This window comes from Candidatus Blochmannia festinatus (nom. nud.), assembly GCF_059936355.1.
Genome location: NZ_CP012116.1, coordinates 623,662 through 643,373, shown reverse-complemented (window position 1 = coordinate 643,373; position 19,712 = coordinate 623,662). Strand labels below are relative to the sequence as shown.

Genomic DNA, 19,712 nt, shown 5'->3' with positions numbered 1-19,712 from the left:
TTTGATTTATAAAAGTGCAGTGTTTAAGTATCTATGTTTTAATAATAGGAATGTTTTCCTCTTTGGTGTGAGGTAGAATCAATTACTCCTTTTAATTCTGGGAAAAGTTTTTTTAAGGTAGTTTCTATACTTTCTTTAATGGTATAAAAGGCCATGGCACATCCGTTACATCCTCCATGAAATTGAAGAACTGCTAATAAATCTTCTGTAATTTTTATTAAAGATATGCTTCCTCCGTGCATTGCTAACTGTGGATTAATTTGATATTTTAATACGTGTTTTATTTTATTTTCTAGTGAATCGTCATTATTTATCTTATTAGAATTGTTAGTTGATTTTTTTAGATTAGGAGATTGAATAGTAATTTGAATTCCTAGGTTATCAGAAATAACATCTATTTTAGTATTTTGAATGAAAGATATTATTTTTTTTTCTATATATACATCAAATTGGTCAAATTTAATTGTTAAGTCATTATCAGAATGAGATGATTGTGTTGGAATATAATAGCTAAGATTACATTGCGCATATAATGTTCCTGGGTTTTTTGCAGAAAGACGTATTTGAGTATTTTTATTTTGTTTACTTAAAAGATCAACAAGATGTTTTTGGGCAGAGTCAGTAATATATAACATTTTTATATCTCATTTATTAAATAATTACATACATAAATTTTACTAAATTTTAAATTGATATCATATATATTTTTTAAAAAATTGAATTTTATTTAAGAAAAATATATATATGTGTGTATAAAATATATATCTAATATACTGATAATAATAAAAATTGAAAATATTATATATTTTATATTAGTAATGAGTGAAATTATTTTTATTTTTAAAATTATATAAAAATTAATTCAATAAATATTCAAATTAGTATTATTGTTTTTACAAATTATGTAATATATTTCATAAAATGAATAAATGGTCAGTTAATTGAGTAAATCAATAGATATATAATGCATATATATATTGATTAAATATATCTTCAATATTATTGAGATATATTACATAATATTATATGTGTTTTTTAACTGCTAGATAATTAGAGTAGTTATATTAGATATAAAGGGTAAGTTTTATAATTGTAATTTATAAACAATTTATAATACAATATGGCTTAAATATCTTTAAGTGATTTGATTAGTTGATATCTTTAAAAAAAAGATATGGTATTATTTGTTATATCAATATATATTAAGTTGATTTTTTGTTTTTGATATAAAAGTTATTTTTAATATAGGTTATAAAAATATATTAAGGCTGGAATGAATAATATTCATATCAATATACTTTATATATAGAAATCATATTATGTTAGTAGAAAAACAAAATATTTTTTTAGTTGGCCCTATGGGAGCTGGTAAAAGTACGGTGGGTCGTCAGTTAGCTAAACAATTAGATTTATTATTTTTTGATTCTGATCAAGAAATTGAAATGCGCACAGGAGCAAATATTAGCTGGGTGTTTGATGTAGAAGGTGAATCTGGATTTCGTGATCGTGAAGAAAAGATAATTAATGAATTAACCAAGAAAAATGGGATTGTTTTAGCGACTGGGGGAGGATCGATTATATCCAGTGTAACTAGAAATAATCTTTCTACTAGAGGGTTAGTAATATATTTAAAAACAACTATCGATAAACAATTAATAAGAACTAAGCGTGATAAAAGAAGACCATTGTTGCAATTATCTAGTAATGGTGTGTCCAATGATAAAAATATTAGAGAGATATTGGAATCTTTAGCTAAAGAACGAAATCCATTGTATGAAGAAATCGCAAATATAATTGTATCTACTGATGAACAAAATGTTAGATTTGTAGTGAATAAGATTCTTTTGTTATGTAAAAAAAAGAATACTATTTAAAAAAGGATATTTTTGATGAAAATATTGGTGTATTTTATTTAGTAAAATTTAAATAGTTTATTTATTATGAAAGAAATTATTATTAAATTAGGAGAAAGAAGTTATTCCGTTTTTATAGCTCATGGTATTTTAAAAAATACTAATTTTTTTAGGGTTTTGAAAAAGGGAGATATAGCAGTATTTATTACGGATGTTCAAGTTGCCTCTTTATATTTGGATGAAATATGTAGTACATTAAATTCAATTGGCATTATAACTGATCAGTTGGTTTTACCAATAGGTGAACAAAACAAATCTTTGTTTACTTTAGATCAAATTTTTACAAAATTATTAAATAATAATTGTGATCGAGACACGGTATTGATTGCATTAGGAGGAGGTGTAGTTGGAGATGTTGCTGGATTTGCTGCAGCAATATATCAAAGGGGAATACGTTTTATTCAAATTCCCACAACTTTATTAGCTCAAGTAGATGCATCTATTGGTGGAAAAACAGGAATTAATCATATACTTGGTAAAAATATGATTGGAGCTTTTCATCAGCCTGTTTTAGTAGTTATTGATTTGGATTGTTTATTTACTTTGCATACAAAAGAGTTTTCTTCTGGATTAGCAGAAGTAATTAAGTATGCTGTTGCTTTTGACTCTAATTTTTTTAATTGGTTAGAAAATAATTTAAATGATTTATTGAAGTTTAATCCTGTATCTTTAATGTATTGTGTTTATCGTTGTTGTAAGTTAAAAGCATCTATAGTATCACTAGATGAACGTGAAACAAAAGTAGGGAAGAGGAATCTATTAAATCTCGGACATACTTATGGTCACGCAATAGAGTCTTATTTAAAATATAGCACGTGGTCTCATGGAGAAGCAGTATCAGCAGGAATAATGATGGCAATTAATACTGCGTTACATTTTAAAAAATTTGTAAATGTTAGGGATGCTATACGAGTTAAATTGTTATTAAAACGAGCTCATCTTCCTGTATGTGGTCCTAAAGAGATGAAAGCAGAGGATTATGTTGAGTATATGATACGCGATAAAAAATCAAGATCAGGAAAAATTAATTTAGTATTGCCTACAGCGATAGGTAGTGCAAGGGTTTTCATGGATATTGGAAAAAATTTAGTATTAAACTCTATAAAGAATAATTTAATTAAATGAATATAAAGCTTGTTAATAATATTTTCAGATTTTTATTATTGTTATGTTAATTATTTATATCGAATATTAAAATTTAGAAGTAAGTTTTATAATATATATTAATTGATATGCATGTAGGAAATATCATAATAATTTATTAATTCAAAAATAAACGTAATATTAAATGGATATGAATAATTGTAAAAAAAAAATAGTAACTCAGTTTTTAATAGAGCCTTCTATATTGTCTGCTGATTTTTCAAAATTAGGAGAGGAAGTATCAAGTTTAATATCTGCTGGAGCAGATATTTTGCATTTTGATATTATGGATAATCATTATGTTCCTAATTTAAGTATTGGTCCTATGGTGTTAAAATCATTACGTAATTATGGTATTACTATTCCTATTAATGTGCATTTAATGGCGAAACCAATAGATAATTTAATACTAGATTGTGTTAATGCTGGTGCAACTTGTATTAGTTTTCATCCAGAGTCAACAGAACATATAGATCAATCAATACAATTAATCAAAGAGAATGGATGTAATGTAGGATTAGTATTAAATCCTAGAACAACTCTTGATTGTTTAAAATATGTGATTAATAAAATTGATTTAATAATATTAATGTCAGTTAATCCAGGGTTTGGAGGACAAACGTTTTTACCTGGAACTTTAAATAAAATATATAATGCTCGAAAATTAATAGATAAAGTAAATAGTAGTATAAATTTGGCCGTAGATGGGGGAATTAATTTACAAAACTTTAATTTAGTTTATCAAGCTGGAGCAAATGTTTTTATTATAGGTTCAGCAATTTTTAATTCTCCAAATTATCATGATGTTATTCATATGTTTCGATTAATGTTACCAAAATAGTTTTTGTTGTATATATATTGTGAAATATTATATAAAAATTTTTTTAAATATCATTGTTACAAACTGAGTAATTTATTTAAAAAATTATTTATTTTATTTGATCATTTTAAGTGAAGTATATGTTTATTGGTTTAGACAAGGTTTTTAATTAATGTAAAATTGTGGAATAGGATAGATTTAATGTGTATCAACATATATATAAGATTTCATATATTAAAGTTAAAAGATATATACTATAATTATGGCTAAGTTAATTGTATTTAGTGGTACACAGCCGTCAGGAAAGTTGACTATAGGTAATTATATTGGTACTATCCGTCATTGGGTGAAAATGCAGCGGTATTATGAATGTATGTATTGTATAGTTGATTTACATTCAATTACAACTACATCAAGCATCAGCATTACTTCTTTACGAGAAAGATCTTTAGATACATTAGCTTTATATTTAGCGTGTGGTATAGATCCTAATGTTAGCACAATATTTGTACAATCTCATGTTCCTGAGCATAGTCAATTAAATTGGATATTGAATTGTTATACGTACTATGGAGAATTGAATCGAATGATTCAGTTTAAGGAAAAATCAAGGTGTAAAAAAGATAGTATTAATGTGGGATTATTATCTTATCCAATACTGATGGCTGCTGATATTTTATTATATCAAACTAATTTTGTTCCTGTTGGGGATGATCAAAAGCAACATTTAGAATTAGTTTGTAGTATTGCTCGAAGGTTTAATAAAAAATTTGGAAAGATTTTTACTATACCGAAGGTGTTAGTGCCAGATTTTGGATCTCGTATTATGTCATTATTAAACCCTTCTAAAAAAATGTCTAAATCAGATCAAAATGTTAATAATTATATTTCTTTATTAGATAATTGTGATCTTGTTTCTAAAAAGATTAAATCTGCGATTACGGATTCTGATCAACCTCCAGCAATTTATTATGATCCTATCAATAAACCGGGAATTTCTAATTTATTAACTATTTTTTCTGGGATTAGTGGAAAATCTGTAAGTCATCTAGAATCTGTTTTTAAGGGGAAAACGTATTTCCAATTAAAGAGTAATTTAATACAATCACTATTTTTGGTTCTTAATCAAATACAAAAACGTTATTGTCATGAACGTTCTGATGAAAATAGATTAAATCGTATATTATATACTGGTGCACAAAAAGCACGTCTTAAAGCTAATTTCATCTTAAAAAAAGTGTATCAATCAATAGGTTTATAAAAATATATAAAATATATTTTTATAAAAACGATTGATAAATTATTAATTTAATAATTGATTAATAAATGTAAATTAGTTTAATAGATTATTTTAGTTTTTGTGATTTTTAAAAATATAAATATTGCAATTAGTATGTATAGAAATAATTGAAAGTATGATGTTTTGATTTAAATGTATTATGTATAGTACAATTGTATGAATAAAATTTTGATAATAGATAATTATGATTCTTTTACTTGGAATTTATACCAGTATTTTAGAGAAATGGGGGGAATCGTGGAAGTAAAAAGACATGATTCCATTAATTTATCAGATTTAGATCATTTAACTCCAGATCGATTAGTAATTTCTCCTGGTCCAGGAACTCCAGGAAATGCAGGTATTTCTCTGAAAGCAATTAGTTATTTTTGTAATAAAATTCCAATTTTTGGAATATGTTTGGGACATCAAGTTATCGCTCAATTTTTTGGAGCTAAATTGAAGTGTGCTCAATTAATAATGCATGGAAAATCTTCTGTTATTTTTCATAATAACAAGGGAGTATTTTCTGGATTAATGCAATCTTTATGTGTGGTTAGATATCATTCTTTATTAATAGATATAAATAGTATTCCTATGTGTTTGGAAGTAACAGCGTGGAGTGTATGCAGTGCTAGCAAAGATCAAGAAATTATGGGAATTCGTCATCGTAGTTTATTTGTAGAAGGAGTGCAATTTCATCCTGAAAGTGTATTAACTGAGCAAGGATATCAAATGTTGTTTAATTTTATGCATTATTGAAATAATAAATAATAAACATTATAGTAATTATGGTATTTTTTATATCTTCTTCTAAAGAAGATATAAGTGAAGATATTTTCGTTATGCAAGATGTGGTGTAAGTAATGGTTTTTATTTTATGATGAGCAGTGCAGTGATTTTATAATATAAATAATCAAAATTTAATTCTTTTATATATTGTGCATATTAAGTATGCATTTGTGTGGATATTAAGTAGTATTAACATTATAGTATTTTATTTTATAAATTTATATTTTATTAGATATAATTTCGATACAATTATTTATATGTCAATAGATTTGTAAGCATATGGAAGTAAAAAAATTGTTTTGTTGCAATGAATAATAGATATAGATATGTTTATATATACAATCAAATAAAGGTTTTGTGTTGTGTATGAATTATATTTATTGTGTAATAAATATAATATAGTGTAAGATGAATGCATATTAAAAATTATTGAGTTATATAATATGATATATTTTTATTCAAAAATTGAATTTTGCATAGTATTTTATGTATTACTTATTTTAAGTAATTAGAGATATTTAAAAGCATAGTGTGTTTATTTATTTATATATATAAATAAATAAATTATGATATTTAACATATATGAGTATGTGTTACTATTTGTAATAGTATGTTGATATTTTAGTAATATTTTTGAAGAATAGAAATATATTAATTAACATGATGCATTTTACATAAACTAGAGTAATATTAGTTATATTTTATATATATATATGTTATATAAGAGTGTGTATTAATTTTAAATTATCAGAATAGCGATAGATGTATTAGAATGAAAAAATATTGTTACATATAAAGCATATTTTAATTATTTTAATAGAATTTTGATTTTTAATAATTATTATGAATAGGAAAGATAATGAAACCGTTGTTTATTAAATTTATTTTGTTTGTGTCAATTATTTCTATTGCTTTAACTGGTATTATTTGTTGATTTGAATATATTTATATTTTAATTTAATTAAATTAGATTGAGTGCAGTATATAATTATTGATTGGTGGTAGTTTATTAATGTTTGTGTTAGATGATAAAATAAGCATGAAATTTTTGAATAAATAATAATGATGTCAATGATGTTGATAAGTTTCATGGTTGAATATTATGATAATGGTGATTATCATAATATTAGTGGTATTTAAGCTACTTATGTGTAAGTAGGAGTTTTGTATTAATTTTTCTTGACTTTACTGTTAGCTAGTACTAAATTAAGTCAAGTTAGCATTGTGAAGTACATTTTTAAATGTTGTTGATATGTATTTCATTATGAAAACTAATAGTAATGATGTAGATATAAACAATTAGGATGTAAAATAAGATAATAAGAAGATGGTTACTATAAATCAGCTTGTTCGTAATTCCCGTTCTGTTAGAATGTCAAAAAGTAATGTTCCTGCTTTAGGTGGATGTCCTCAAAGAAGAGGAGTATGTATTCGTGTATATACTACAACTCCAAAAAAGCCAAATTCAGCTCTTAGAAAGGTGTGCAGAGTTCGTTTGACTAATGGATTGGAAGTGACTTGTTATATTGGTGGAGAAGGTCATAATTTACAAGAACATGCTTCTATTTTGATTAGGGGAGGAAGAGTTAAAGATTTACCAGGAGTAAGGTATCATGTTGTACGTGGGGCTTTAGATTGTTCTGGAGTGAAAGATAGAAAAAAAGGAAGATCTAAATATGGTACTAAGAAACCGAAATAGCAATAGAAGTTTATAGGTTGTGTTATGTTGATTTTTTGTTTTCTGAATAAGGGAGAAGATCTCGTATTCATTAAGGTTTATAATTAATTGAACAGTGCAGTTTTATGTTGTATTTAGTTGATATATGAAAGGGATGGTAGGTATATGTCTCGTCGTCGTGTTACTAAAAAGCGTATGATTATTCCTGACTCAAAGTTTCAATCAAATCTTTTGGCAAAGTTTATTAATATATTAATGTATAATGGGAAGAAATCTGTAGCAGAGTTTATAGTATATTCTGCGTTAGATATTTTGAAGAGTAAATCCGGAAAGGATTGTATAGAGCTATTTGAAATAGCTTTAGATAATGTTCGTCCTGTGGTAGAAGTAAAATCTAGGCGAGTAGGAGGATCGACATATCAAGTTCCAGTAGAAGTTAGAATGATTCGTAGAAATACTTTAGCCATGAGGTGGATTATTGAATCTGCTCGAAAAAGACAAGATAGGTCTATGGAAATTCGTTTAGCGAATGAATTGTTAGATGCTTCAGAAGGCAGAGGAAATTCGGTGAAAAAGCGTGAAGAAGTTCATCGTATAGCAGAATCTAATAGAGCATTTGCTCATTATAGATGGTAAATTGTTTATAGAAAATTATGTATATGAGTGCATTAAATATATGCAAGTAGTTTATATATATTTATTTTGAGTATAGATGATTTTCATTTAATGTGTTAATAATATTTGTTTCTGTTAGTATGGTTTATAATTTTAGATGTATTTGAGGGATATAATGAACAGTCGAATAACTCCAATTGTATATTATCGTAATATTGGTATTAGTGCTCATATAGATGCAGGTAAAACTACTACTACTGAAAGAATTTTATTTTATACTGGAGTAAATCATAAGATTGGAGAAGTACATACAGGGTCTGCTACTATGGATTGGATGGAACAAGAACAGGAACGTGGTATTACTATAACATCTGCTGCTACTACATGTTTTTGGTCTGGTATGGAAAATCAATTTCCATTACATCGGATAAATATAATCGATACTCCTGGACATGTTGATTTTACTATTGAAGTGGAACGATCAATGCGTGTTTTAGATGGAGTAGTAATGGTATATTGTGCTGTTGGAGGAGTACAACCACAATCAGAAACTGTATGGCGTCAAGCGAATAAATATAAGGTGCCTAGAATAGCGTTTATAAATAAAATGGATCGTATAGGTGCTGATTATTTACGTGTAGTAGAGGAATTAAAAACTAAATTATGTGCTAATCCTGTTCCTATACAGTTAGCTTTAGGTTCAGAAGATAAATTTACTGGAATTATTGATTTAATAAAAATGAAATCGATTAAATGGAATGATCATGATCAGGGAATGAATTTTTTTTATGAGGATGTACCAGAGAATTTGGTTGAATTGTCAAATTTGTGGCGTAAAAATTTAGTAGAATCTGCTGTTGAAGAGTCGGAAGAATTATTAGATAAGTATTTATCTAATGGTGATATATTTACTGAAGATGAGATAAGAAAAGCATTGCGTAAGAGAGTATTAAAAAATGAAGTTCTTTTAGTAACTTGTGGTTCTTCGTTTAAAAATAAAGGTGTTCAGGCTATTTTAGATGCTGTGGTAGAGTATTTGCCGTCTCCTATTGATATTGTATCAGTTACAGGAGTTTTAGATGACGGATTCACTACAGTAAAACGTTATTCTAGAGATGATGAACCTTTTTCAGCATTAGCGTTTAAAGTAGCTAATGATCCGTTTGTAGGTAATTTAACTTTTTTTCGTGTGTATTCTGGAGTAGTAAATTCTGGAGATAATATTTTTAATTCTGTTAAAGGAAAACGAGAAAGATTTGGAAGAATTGTGCAAATGCATGCAAATAAGAGAGAAGAAATTAAATCGGTGTATTCAGGAGATATTGCAGCAGCTATTGGGTTAAAAGATGTGTCTACTGGGGATACATTATGTGATCCAATGAATCCTATTATTTTAGAACGTATGGAGTTTCCAGAACCTGTTATTTCTGTAATGGTTGAAGCTAAAACTAAATTAGATCAAGAAAAGATGGGGGTAGCTTTGAATCGTTTGTCTCAGGAAGATCCATCTTTTAGAGTATGGATAGATCAGGATTCAGGGCAAACTATTATTGCAGGTATGGGTGAATTGCATTTAGAAATTTTAGTAGAACGAATGAAAAGAGAATTTAATATAGAAGCTAATGTAGGAAGGCCTCAAGTTGCTTATAGAGAAACAATTCGTTCTTCAATAAAACAAGAAGGTAAATTTATTCGTCAATCAGGTGGAAGAGGTCAATTTGGTCACGTATGGTTACGTATTGAGCCTATTATTGACTTAGATGTAGAAAAAGAGGTAAGTGTGCCCTATAAGTTTGTTAGTGAAATTGTGGGTGGGGCTATTCCTAAAGAGTTTATTCCTGCTATAGATAAGGGAGTTCAAGAGCAAATAAGTAATGGAGTTTTAGCAGGTTATCCTATTGTAGGGGTCTGTGTAACTGTATTTGATGGTTCTTATCATGAGGTTGATTCTTCAGAAATAGCTTTTAAAATAGCGGGGTCTATGGCTTTTAAGGAGGGTTTTATGAAAGCACATCCTGTTTTATTAGAGCCTATTATGCAGGTGAATATTGAAACTCCAGAAGAATATATGGGTGATGTTATTTCTGATTTAAATCGTCGTAGAGGTGTCATAATGAATTTAGAAAGTGGTGGTGTTACTGTTGTTGGAAATGGAAGAATTGTTTGTGCTCAAGTGCCTTTGTCTGAAATGTTTGGTTATGCCACTTCATTACGTTCTAAGACGCAGGGACGAGCCTCGCATTCTATGGAATTTTTAAAGTATAATGAGGTACCTCATAATATAGCGCAATCAATTATAGATGCTCGTAGAATTAGATAATGAAATTAAAGTATTATTATATAGTATGTCTATTTTAATTATGATAAATTAGTTTATTGTGTTGTGTATAAGCATAATATTTTTTGTTAAATAAGTGTTAAAATAAATAAAGATTAAGGAGCGTAGAGGTGTCTAAAGAAAAATTTCAACGTATTAGGCCTCATATAAATGTAGGTACTATTGGTCATGTTGATCATGGCAAAACTACTTTAACTGCCGCTATAACGACTGTTTTGTCTAAAAAATATGGAGGATGTGCTAGAGCTTTTGATCAAATAGATAATGCTCCTGAAGAAAAAGCTCGAGGTATTACTATTAATACATCTCATGTTGAATATGATACTGCTTTTCGACATTATGCTCATGTTGATTGTCCTGGTCATGCAGATTATGTAAAAAATATGATTACTGGAGCAGCACAAATGGATGGAGCGATTTTAGTTGTGGCTGCTACTGATGGACCTATGCCTCAAACTCGTGAACATATATTATTAGCACGTCAGGTAGGAGTTCCTCATATTGTAGTATTTTTAAACAAATGCGATATGGTAGATGATGAAGAATTATTAGAATTAGTTGAAATGGAAGTTAGAGAATTGCTATCAAGATATGATTTTCCTGGAGATAGTGCGCCAATTATTCAAGGATCTGCTTTAAAAGCACTAGAAGGTGAGGAGATATGGGCCAGTAAGATATTAGATTTATCTAATGCTCTTGATAATTATATTCCTGAGCCTCAAAGATTAATAGATAAACCGTTTTTATTGCCAATAGAGGATGTATTTTCTATTTCTGGCAGAGGAACAGTTGTTACTGGTCGTGTTGAAAGTGGAATTATTCGAGTTGGAGAAGAAGTAGAAATAGTAGGAATAAAAGAAACTATTAAAACTACATGTACTGGAATAGAAATGTTTAGAAAATTGTTAGACGAAGGTAGAGCAGGAGAGAATGTTGGAGTTCTGTTACGTGGAACTAAAAGAGATGAAGTAGAAAGAGGTCAAGTATTATCTAAGCCGGGTTGTATTAAGCCTCATTCTAATTTTGAATCAGAAGTATATATTCTTAATAAAGATGAAGGAGGAAGACATACTCCTTTTTTTAAAGGATATAGACCTCAGTTTTATTTTCGTACCACTGATGTAACTGGAACTATTGAGTTGCCAAAGGAAATAGAAATGGTTATGCCTGGAGATAATGTGAAAATGACTGTACATTTAATTTCTCCTATAGCGATGGACGATGGTTTGCGTTTTGCAATTAGAGAAGGAGGTCGTACTGTGGGAGCAGGAATAGTATCTAAAGTGATAGGATGATAAGATAATTTAGTTAAATTAAAATTCTTAGAGTAGTGTGATTATATAATATAAATGTATTTTTTATGTAAAGGTATTGAAATTAGATAAGAATTGAAATAAAAATGAATATCAAAGAAATAAAAAAAGTAGAATTCATAGAAATAATTAAATGGATTGGAGTTGTTTCGTTACTAGTTTTTTCTTTTATGGAGAGTTATTTTTTTCATGATTGTACTTTTTATATAAAAAGTGTAGGAATGTTTTTTTGTTTATCGATAGCGATTGGTATTTTTTTAACTACAAAGATAGGCAAAGTAATGGTTATTTTTTTAAAAGAGTCTAGTGTTGAGTTGCAAAAAGTAGTTTGGCCGACTTGTCAGGATAGCTTAAATACTACTTTAGTTATTGTGATAGTTACAGTGATTGTGTCTTTAGTGTTATGGGGATTAGATGCTGTTTTTTTATATTTAATATCTTTTGGATTAAAATTATAATGAATGATATAACGAATATATCAAAGAAACGTTGGTATGTTATTCAAGTGTTTTCTGGGTTTGAAAATAGTGTATCTCATTCGTTAAATGAATATATTAAAATAAAAAATATGGAGACTATGTTTGGAGATATATTAATTCCTACAGAAGAAGTAGTTGAGATGCGAGCTGGTCAGAGAAGAAAAAGTGAGCGTAAATTTTTTCCTGGATATGTGTTGATACAAATGATTATGAATGATGCTAGTTGGCATTTAGTAAGGAGTATTCCAAAGGTTATGGGGTTTGTTGGGGGTACATGTGATAAACCGGCTCCTGTTGGAGATAAGGAAGTTGAATCTATTATATATAGATTGCAACAAATCGGAGATAAACCACGTCCTAAAACTTTGTTTGAACCTGGTGAGTTAATTCGTGTTAGTGATGGTCCTTTTTCGGATTTTAATGCAGTAGTAGAGGAGGTAGATTATGAAAAAAATAGATTGAAAGTATCGGTATCTATTTTTGGTCGATCTACTCCTGTAGATTTAGATTTTTCTCAAGTTGAAAAATCTTAATTTTTAAACGTAGGAAATTATTTCATATTTTATGAAAGAAGGAGTTAAGATTAGTTGATGTTGTTTCTAAGAGTAAATGTTTGGTTATAATTCAAAGAACATTGTTGATTATTTTGGTTTTAGTGATTTATATATTATGATTATAAAAAAAATACAAGCCTGTATTAAATTGCAAATTGTTGCTGGCTCAGCAAATCCTAGCCCTCCTATTGGACCGGCTTTAGGTCAACATGGAGTGAATATTATGCAGTTTTGTAAGGAATTTAATTCTAGGACTACTAATTTTGAGTCTGGATTATTGGTTTCTGTGGTTATTACTGTATATGTAGATCGATCTTTTTTGTTTGTTATTAAAACACCTCCAGCTTCTTTTTTGTTAAAAAAAGCTGCTGGAATTCAGTCAGGGTCAGGAAAACCTAAAATTATAAATTCTGGAAAGATATCTAGAACTCAAATTAATGATATTGCTAGAATTAAATTAGTTGATATGACAGGTGCAAATTTAGAAGCGATATCTAAATCCATTATGGGAACTGCTCGATCTATGGGGTTAGAAATAGTTGGGGCAGAAGATAATTCATAAATAGAACGAGAAATAAAATGAAAAAGATGGAATTATGTCATGAAAATAGACGATCGATTCAGTATAATGTTGCAGATGGATTTGAGTTATTAAAGAAAACTGCAAGGGCTAAATTTGTAGAGAGTGTAGAAACTGCAATTAATTTGGGTATTGATGCTCGTAAATCTGATCAAAATATACGTAATAGTGTTTTGATGCCCCATGGGATTGGTAAAAAAGTTAGAATAGCTGTTTTTACTCAGGGGAACAATATAGAATTAGCCAAGGAATTAGGTGTAGAATTAGTAGGATTAGAAGATTTATGTGATAAAATCAAAAGGGATGGATGTGTAGGATTTGATGTAGTTCTTGCTTCTCCTGATGTTATGCATATAGTCAGTAAGTTAGGTTCTATTTTGGGACCTAGGGGTTTAATGCCTAATCCTAAAATGGGTACCATATCTCATAATATACAAGAATCTATTACAAATTTTAAATCAGGACAAATTCGGTATAAAAATGATAAAAATGGAATTGTTCATTCAATTATTGGAAAGATAAATTTTAATGTTAAAGATTTACAAGAAAATTTGGAAGCTTTAATTATTTCTATACAACAGATTAAACCAATTCAATTGAAAGGGACGTATATAAAAAAAATATTTATTTCTACTACTATGGGCAGATCGTTAATTTTAGATAAAAATAGTTTTAAAATATCAATATATTAGTTTTAATAGTGATTATAATAGTGATACTTTATTTTTTTATTGTTATGGTATGTATCGGATGTTTGTGGTTATGTTTAAGAATAGTTTAGGTTTTGAGTTTTGAATATGCTGTATAAGAAAAAACTTGTTAGTATCTAACAATAATTAGAGGTATAATTAATATATATAATATATTAATAGTTGTGTTATGGTAGTCAGGTAGATTATTCATTAGAAATAATTGGGTGATATAGTAAATGATTTTAAGTATTAAAAAAAAAGAAGAAATTGTACACAGAATTAAAAAGGATTTTAAATATGCTTTATCTGTAGTTGTGGCTTCTCTTAATGGAGTGACGGCGTGTGTGATGAATGAATTAAGAAAAGAATCTCGTGATTTGGGTGTATCTGTAAAGGTTATACCTAATTCTTTATTAAGTAGAGCTGTTCAGGATACATCATACGGGTGTTTGTCTAAAGTTTTTTTTGGAAACAATGTAGTAGCTTTTTCTGTTCATAATCCAAGAGATGCTGCTCGTATTTTAGTAAAATTTTCTAAAGATAATGAATATTTCAAGATAGTAGGTGCAGCTTTTGAAGGCAGTTTTATAAGTTCAGAACAGATTAATTTACTGTCTGAGTTGCCTAGTCATAAAGAAGAATCTTTGTTGAAATTGATGTTGGTTTTAAAAATAATTAGTATAGGAAATTTAATTAATATATTGAAAATATTATCTGATCGCAAATTAAATCATAATTCAGTATAAATATGAATCATATGTAGATATGATGAATAATTTTTATTTACTTTATTTTGTATTTTTCTTTTATACTTTATATTAGGAATGTTTATGTCGCTTAAAAAAGAAGAAGTTTTAGAAGCTATTTCAGAGATGTCTGTTATGGATGTAATGCAGTTAGTTTCTATGATAGAAAAAAAATTTGGAGTAGTTGCAGGGCAATTGGTTGCTAATAGTGAAGATAAAGTAGTGAAATCTTCACACTCAGCACAGCCAGAACAAACTGAATTTACCGTTATTTTAAGTATTATTGGAGATAATAAGATTCCTGTTATTAAAATGGTACGTAGTGTTACTGGTTTAGGTTTAAAAGAAGCTAAGGAATTAGTGGAGTCTGCTCCAGCAACATTGAAAGAATCAGTAAGTAAATCAGATGCAGAGGATTTAAAGAAAAAATTAGAAGAAGTTGGAGCAAAAGTTGAAATTAAATAAATATATGCTAGTCATGTTTAATATTTTTTAATTTGATTAATAATTGGATTGTTTGTCAAAATAGTTAGTGTTGAATGTTTAATAAATGAAATTGATTATGTTGTTATGTAATAAAGATAGTGATTGTTTTACATAAATTTAAATAAATTTAATTTTTACATTTTTATGTGTAAATGATGATAGTGTTTTAATTGAGGAAAAATGTGGTGTATTCTTATACCGAAAAAAAACGTGTTCGCAAGGATTTTGGAAAGAGACCTAAAGTTTTGGATATTCCATATCTTCTTTCTATTCAATTAGATTCTTTTGAAAAATTTATTAAAAAAGATTTAAATGACCGACATGGATTAGATGCTGCTTTTAAATCTGTTTTTCCTATTAAAAGTTATAATGGAAATTCTGAATTACAGTATATTGATTATAAATTAGAAGATCCAATTTTTGATGTAAAGGAATGTCAAACTCGTGGCATTACTTTTTCTGCTCCGTTACGAGTGAAATTATGTTTAATAATTTATGAACAAGGTAATGAATGTAATGTAACAACTAAACAAATGCAATCACAGGAAGTGTATATGGGTGAAATTCCACTTATGACTAATAATGGAACTTTTATTATCAATGGGATTGAAAGAGTTGTTGTATCTCAATTACATAGAAGTCCAGGTGTTTTTTTTGATAGTGATAAAGGTAAAACGCATTCATCTGGAAAAGTATTATATACTGCGCGTATTATTCCATATAGGGGGTCTTGGTTAGATTTTGAATTTGATTTAAAAGATAATTTATTTGTTAGAATTGATCGTAGACGTAAATTGCCAGTAACTGTTCTGTTAAAAGCATTAAATTATACTAATGATCAGATTTTAAAGATGTTTTTCGATGTAGTGGTTTATGAGTTTATTGATAACCAATGGTATATGTATTTAGTGCCTGATAGATTACGAGGTGAAACAGCATTATTTGAAATTAAAGTAAATAATATTGTATATGTAGAAAAAGGTCGTCGTATTACAACTAAACATATTAATAAATTAAAGTTGGATAATATTTCTAGAATTGAGGTCCCTATTGGATATTTATTAGGAAAAGTACTTATAAAAGATTATATAAATAAAAATACTGGAGAATTAGTAGTTTCTGCTAATACGGAAATTTCTTACGAAATATTAAATAATTTAATTAGATTAGGATTTAAAGTAATTGAGGTTTTATTTAGCAATGATTTAGATTGTGGTAATTATATTTCTGAAACTTTACGTATTGATACTACCATTACAAAATTTGATGCGTTAGTAGAAATTTATCGAGTTATGCGTCCAGGAGAACCACCTACCAAAGAAGCAGCTGAATATTTATTTTCTAGTTTGTTTTTTTTAGAAGAGCGTTATGATTTATCTGATGTAGGTCGAATGAAATTTAATCGATCATTACAGCGTAAAAGTATTAAAGGAATAGGTATTTTAACAAACAACGATATTATTGATGTGATAAAGAAATTAATTGATATTAGAAATGGAAAAGGAGATGTAGATGATATCGATCATTTAGGAAACAGGAGGATACGTTCTGTTGGAGAGATGGTGGAGAATCAATTTAGAATTGGATTAATACGGGTAGAGCGAGCAGTGAAAGAACGGTTATCTTTAGGAGATATAAATGTATTAACACCTCAAGATTTAATTAATGCTAAACCTATCTCTGCAGCAGTTAGGGAATTTTTTAATTCTAGTCAATTATCTCAATTTATGGATCAGAATAATCCATTATCTGAAATTACTCATAAACGTCGTATTTCCGCATTAGGACCAGGAGGATTAACTCGAGAGCGTGCTGGATTTGAAGTACGTGATGTTCATCCTACTCATTATGGAAGAGTATGTCCTATTGAAACTCCAGAAGGGCCAAATATTGGTTTGATTAACTCTTTATCTGTATATGCTCGGGCTAATGAGTATGGTTTTTTAGAAACTCCTTATCGTAAAGTTAATAATGGAGTGGTCAGTAATAATATTCATTATTTATCTGCTATTGAAGAAGGTGATTTTATTATTGCTCAAGCAAATACCAATCTTAATTTGCAAGGTCAATTTATTGATGATTTTATTATTTGTCGTAATAAAGGTGAATCTGGATTATTTAGAAAAGATCAAATTGATTATATGGATGTTTCTACACAGCAAATCGTTTCAGTTGCAGCATCATTAATCCCATTTCTTGAGCATGATGATGCAAATAGGGCGCTTATGGGAGCAAATATGCAACGTCAAGCTGTTCCATTAATAAGAAGTGAAAAGCCTTTAGTAGGAACTGGTATGGAACGTGCTGTAGCAATAGATTCTGGAGTAACTGTAGTAGCTAATCGAGGTGGAGTAGTTAAATATGTAGATTCATCTAGAATTATAGTACATGTTAATTTAAGAGAAGTGCATTCTGAAGAATCAGGAATTGATATTTATAATTTAACAAAATATATGCGATCCAACCAAAATACTTGTATTAATCAGAGACCTTGTGTTTCTTTAGGAGAAGTAGTACATCGGGGAGATGTACTAGCGGATGGTCCATCTACTGATTTGGGTGAATTATCGTTGGGTCAGAATATGCGTATAGCTTTTATGCCGTGGAATGGATATAATTTTGAAGATTCTATGTTGGTTTCAGAGCGAGTTGTTCAGGAAGATAGGTTTACTAGTATACATATTCAAGAGTTAATTTGTATATCTAGAGATACTAAATTAGGTCCTGAAGAAATTACGGCTGATATTCCAAATGTTGGGGAATCAGCATTATCTAAATTAGATGAATCTGGTATTGTTTATATAGGTGCGGAAGTGGTAGGGGGAGAGATTTTGGTTGGAAAAATTACTCCTAAAGGAGAAACTCAATTGACACCAGAAGAAAAATTATTGCGTGCTATTTTTGGTGAAAAAGCTTCTGATGTTAAAGATTCATCTTTACGTGTACCTAATGGAGTGTGTGGAACCGTTATCGATGTGCAGATGTTTATTAGAGATGGGGTTCATAAAGATAAGCGTGCTTTGCAAATTGAATCAATGAAGTTAAATCAAATTAAGAAAGATTTATTAGAGGAATTAAGAATATTCGAGTCTGCGTTATTTTCTCGTGTTTATGAATTATTAATGTCTAGTGGGGAAGTAAAAGAAAAACAATTATTACAAGCAAGTCGTAAATCTTGGTTAAACATAAAATTAAATGATCCTATTAAATTAAACCAATTGGCTCAATTATCTGATCAATATTTAGATTTACAAAATTTATTTGAAAAAAAAATTGAAACACAGTATAAAAAAGTTACTCAGGGAGATGAGTTAGCTCCAGGAATATTAAAAGTAGTTAAGGTATATTTAGCAGTAAAACGTCACATACAGCCCGGAGATAAAATGGCAGGGCGACATGGAAATAAAGGAGTTATTTCAAAAATTAATCCTGTAGAAGATATGCCGTATGATGAATATGGAGTTCCTGTTGATATAGTATTAAATCCTCTTGGAGTTCCATCAAGGATGAATATTGGACAAATTTTAGAAACTCATTTGGGAATGGCAGCGAAAGGTATAGGTGATCAGATTGATAATTTACTAAAACAACATAAGGAAGTTAGTCAACTAAGACAGTTCATTCAAAGAGCTTATGATTTAGGAAGAGGAGTAAGACAGCATGTGAATCTTGATAATTTTTCGGATTTAGAGATTTTAGAATTGGCTAAAAATTTGAAGAAAGGTATGCCGATTGCTACTCCAGTATTTGATGGTGCAACGGAACAGGAAATAAAAGATTTGTTAGGATTATCTGGATTGCCAGAATCTGGTCAGATTACTTTATTTGATGGATGCACTGGGGAAATATTTGAACGAAAAGTTACTGTAGGGTATATGTATATGTTGAAATTAAATCATTTAGTGGATGATAAGATGCATGCGCGTTCTACTGGATCATATAGTTTAGTGACTCAACAACCGTTAGGCGGTAAAGCTCAATTTGGTGGTCAACGTTTTGGAGAAATGGAAGTGTGGGCGTTAGAAGCATACGGAGCTTCGTACACATTGCAGGAAATGTTAACAGTAAAATCAGATGATGTTAATGGTAGAACAAAGATGTATAAAAACATTATAGATGGTAATTATATGATGGAACCTGGAATGCCTGAATCTTTTAATGTTTTGTTAAAAGAAATTCGTTCTTTAGCAATTAATATTGAATTAGAAGAATGAGATATGAATGGGTATAAATATATTAATACGTATATATAAATGAATAAGACAATTAAAGTATAATTGTAAT

17 protein-coding genes are annotated in these 19,712 nt (G+C 28.5%); 16 read left to right on the top strand and 1 reads right to left on the bottom strand.

The features are described 5' to 3' along the window. Nucleotides 1–38 precede the first annotated feature (38 nt). Nucleotides 39–635, bottom strand: a complete 597-nt coding sequence (locus Bfest607_RS02895; RefSeq protein WP_500838239.1) for an NfuA family Fe-S biogenesis protein — start codon at nucleotides 633–635, stop codon at nucleotides 39–41. 684 nt (nucleotides 636–1,319) lie between these two features. On the opposite strand from Bfest607_RS02895, the gene aroK reads away from it, so the two are divergent. The 16 genes from aroK (at nucleotide 1,320) to rpoB (ending at nucleotide 19,642) form a co-directional block, all read left to right on the top strand. Next, a complete protein-coding gene (gene aroK / locus Bfest607_RS02890) occupies nucleotides 1,320–1,874 on the top strand; it encodes a shikimate kinase AroK (RefSeq protein WP_500838238.1) in 555 nt (184 codons plus the stop codon). Nucleotides 1,875–1,940: 66 nt separating this feature from the next. Continuing rightward, nucleotides 1,941–3,038, top strand: coding sequence for a 3-dehydroquinate synthase (aroB, locus tag Bfest607_RS02885; protein WP_500838237.1), 1,098 nt, complete (start codon nucleotides 1,941–1,943; stop codon nucleotides 3,036–3,038). A gap of 169 nt (nucleotides 3,039–3,207) precedes the next feature. Then, nucleotides 3,208–3,897 carry a ribulose-phosphate 3-epimerase gene (gene rpe, locus Bfest607_RS02880; RefSeq protein WP_500838236.1) on the top strand — a complete coding sequence of 230 codons (690 nt, stop codon included), beginning with the start codon at nucleotides 3,208–3,210 and terminating at the stop codon, nucleotides 3,895–3,897. A gap of 241 nt (nucleotides 3,898–4,138) precedes the next feature. Beyond that, complete coding sequence (trpS, locus tag Bfest607_RS02875; RefSeq protein WP_500838235.1) at nucleotides 4,139–5,137, top strand: tryptophan--tRNA ligase; 999 nt, start codon at nucleotides 4,139–4,141, stop codon at nucleotides 5,135–5,137. Between the two features lie 195 nt (nucleotides 5,138–5,332). Further along, entirely contained in the window at nucleotides 5,333–5,917 is a 585-nt protein-coding gene (locus tag Bfest607_RS02870) for an anthranilate synthase component II (RefSeq protein WP_500838234.1), read from the top strand. Nucleotides 5,918–7,274: 1,357 nt separating this feature from the next. After that, nucleotides 7,275–7,646, top strand: a complete 372-nt coding sequence (rpsL, locus tag Bfest607_RS02865; RefSeq protein WP_500838233.1) for a 30S ribosomal protein S12 — start codon at nucleotides 7,275–7,277, stop codon at nucleotides 7,644–7,646. A 144-nt stretch (nucleotides 7,647–7,790) separates the two neighbouring features. Further along, nucleotides 7,791–8,261, top strand: a complete 471-nt coding sequence (gene rpsG / locus Bfest607_RS02860; protein WP_500838232.1) for a 30S ribosomal protein S7 — start codon at nucleotides 7,791–7,793, stop codon at nucleotides 8,259–8,261. Between the two features lie 154 nt (nucleotides 8,262–8,415). Next, entirely contained in the window at nucleotides 8,416–10,560 is a 2,145-nt protein-coding gene (gene fusA / locus Bfest607_RS02855; protein ID WP_500838231.1) for an elongation factor G, read from the top strand. Nucleotides 10,561–10,688: 128 nt separating this feature from the next. Beyond that, complete coding sequence (gene tuf, locus Bfest607_RS02850) at nucleotides 10,689–11,873, top strand: elongation factor Tu (protein WP_500838230.1); 1,185 nt, start codon at nucleotides 10,689–10,691, stop codon at nucleotides 11,871–11,873. 104 nt (nucleotides 11,874–11,977) lie between these two features. Continuing rightward, a complete protein-coding gene (secE, locus tag Bfest607_RS02845; RefSeq protein WP_500838229.1) occupies nucleotides 11,978–12,349 on the top strand; it encodes a preprotein translocase subunit SecE in 372 nt (123 codons plus the stop codon). Next, complete coding sequence (gene nusG, locus Bfest607_RS02840; protein ID WP_500838228.1) at nucleotides 12,349–12,903, top strand: transcription termination/antitermination protein NusG; 555 nt, start codon at nucleotides 12,349–12,351, stop codon at nucleotides 12,901–12,903. The genes secE and nusG overlap by 1 nt, the downstream gene beginning before the upstream one ends. A gap of 136 nt (nucleotides 12,904–13,039) precedes the next feature. Then, nucleotides 13,040–13,486 carry a 50S ribosomal protein L11 gene (rplK, locus tag Bfest607_RS02835; RefSeq protein WP_500838597.1) on the top strand — a complete coding sequence of 149 codons (447 nt, stop codon included), beginning with the start codon at nucleotides 13,040–13,042 and terminating at the stop codon, nucleotides 13,484–13,486. A 17-nt stretch (nucleotides 13,487–13,503) separates the two neighbouring features. Further along, entirely contained in the window at nucleotides 13,504–14,196 is a 693-nt protein-coding gene (gene rplA / locus Bfest607_RS02830) for a 50S ribosomal protein L1 (protein WP_500838227.1), read from the top strand. Nucleotides 14,197–14,432: 236 nt separating this feature from the next. Beyond that, nucleotides 14,433–14,942: a 50S ribosomal protein L10 gene (gene rplJ, locus Bfest607_RS02825; protein WP_500838226.1), complete on the top strand. Its 510-nt coding sequence runs from the start codon at nucleotides 14,433–14,435 to the stop codon at nucleotides 14,940–14,942. 84 nt (nucleotides 14,943–15,026) lie between these two features. Then, nucleotides 15,027–15,407: a 50S ribosomal protein L7/L12 gene (rplL, locus tag Bfest607_RS02820; RefSeq protein WP_500838225.1), complete on the top strand. Its 381-nt coding sequence runs from the start codon at nucleotides 15,027–15,029 to the stop codon at nucleotides 15,405–15,407. Between the two features lie 203 nt (nucleotides 15,408–15,610). Beyond that, nucleotides 15,611–19,642, top strand: coding sequence for a DNA-directed RNA polymerase subunit beta (gene rpoB / locus Bfest607_RS02815; protein WP_500838224.1), 4,032 nt, complete (start codon nucleotides 15,611–15,613; stop codon nucleotides 19,640–19,642). Nucleotides 19,643–19,712: the final 70 nt, after the last annotated feature.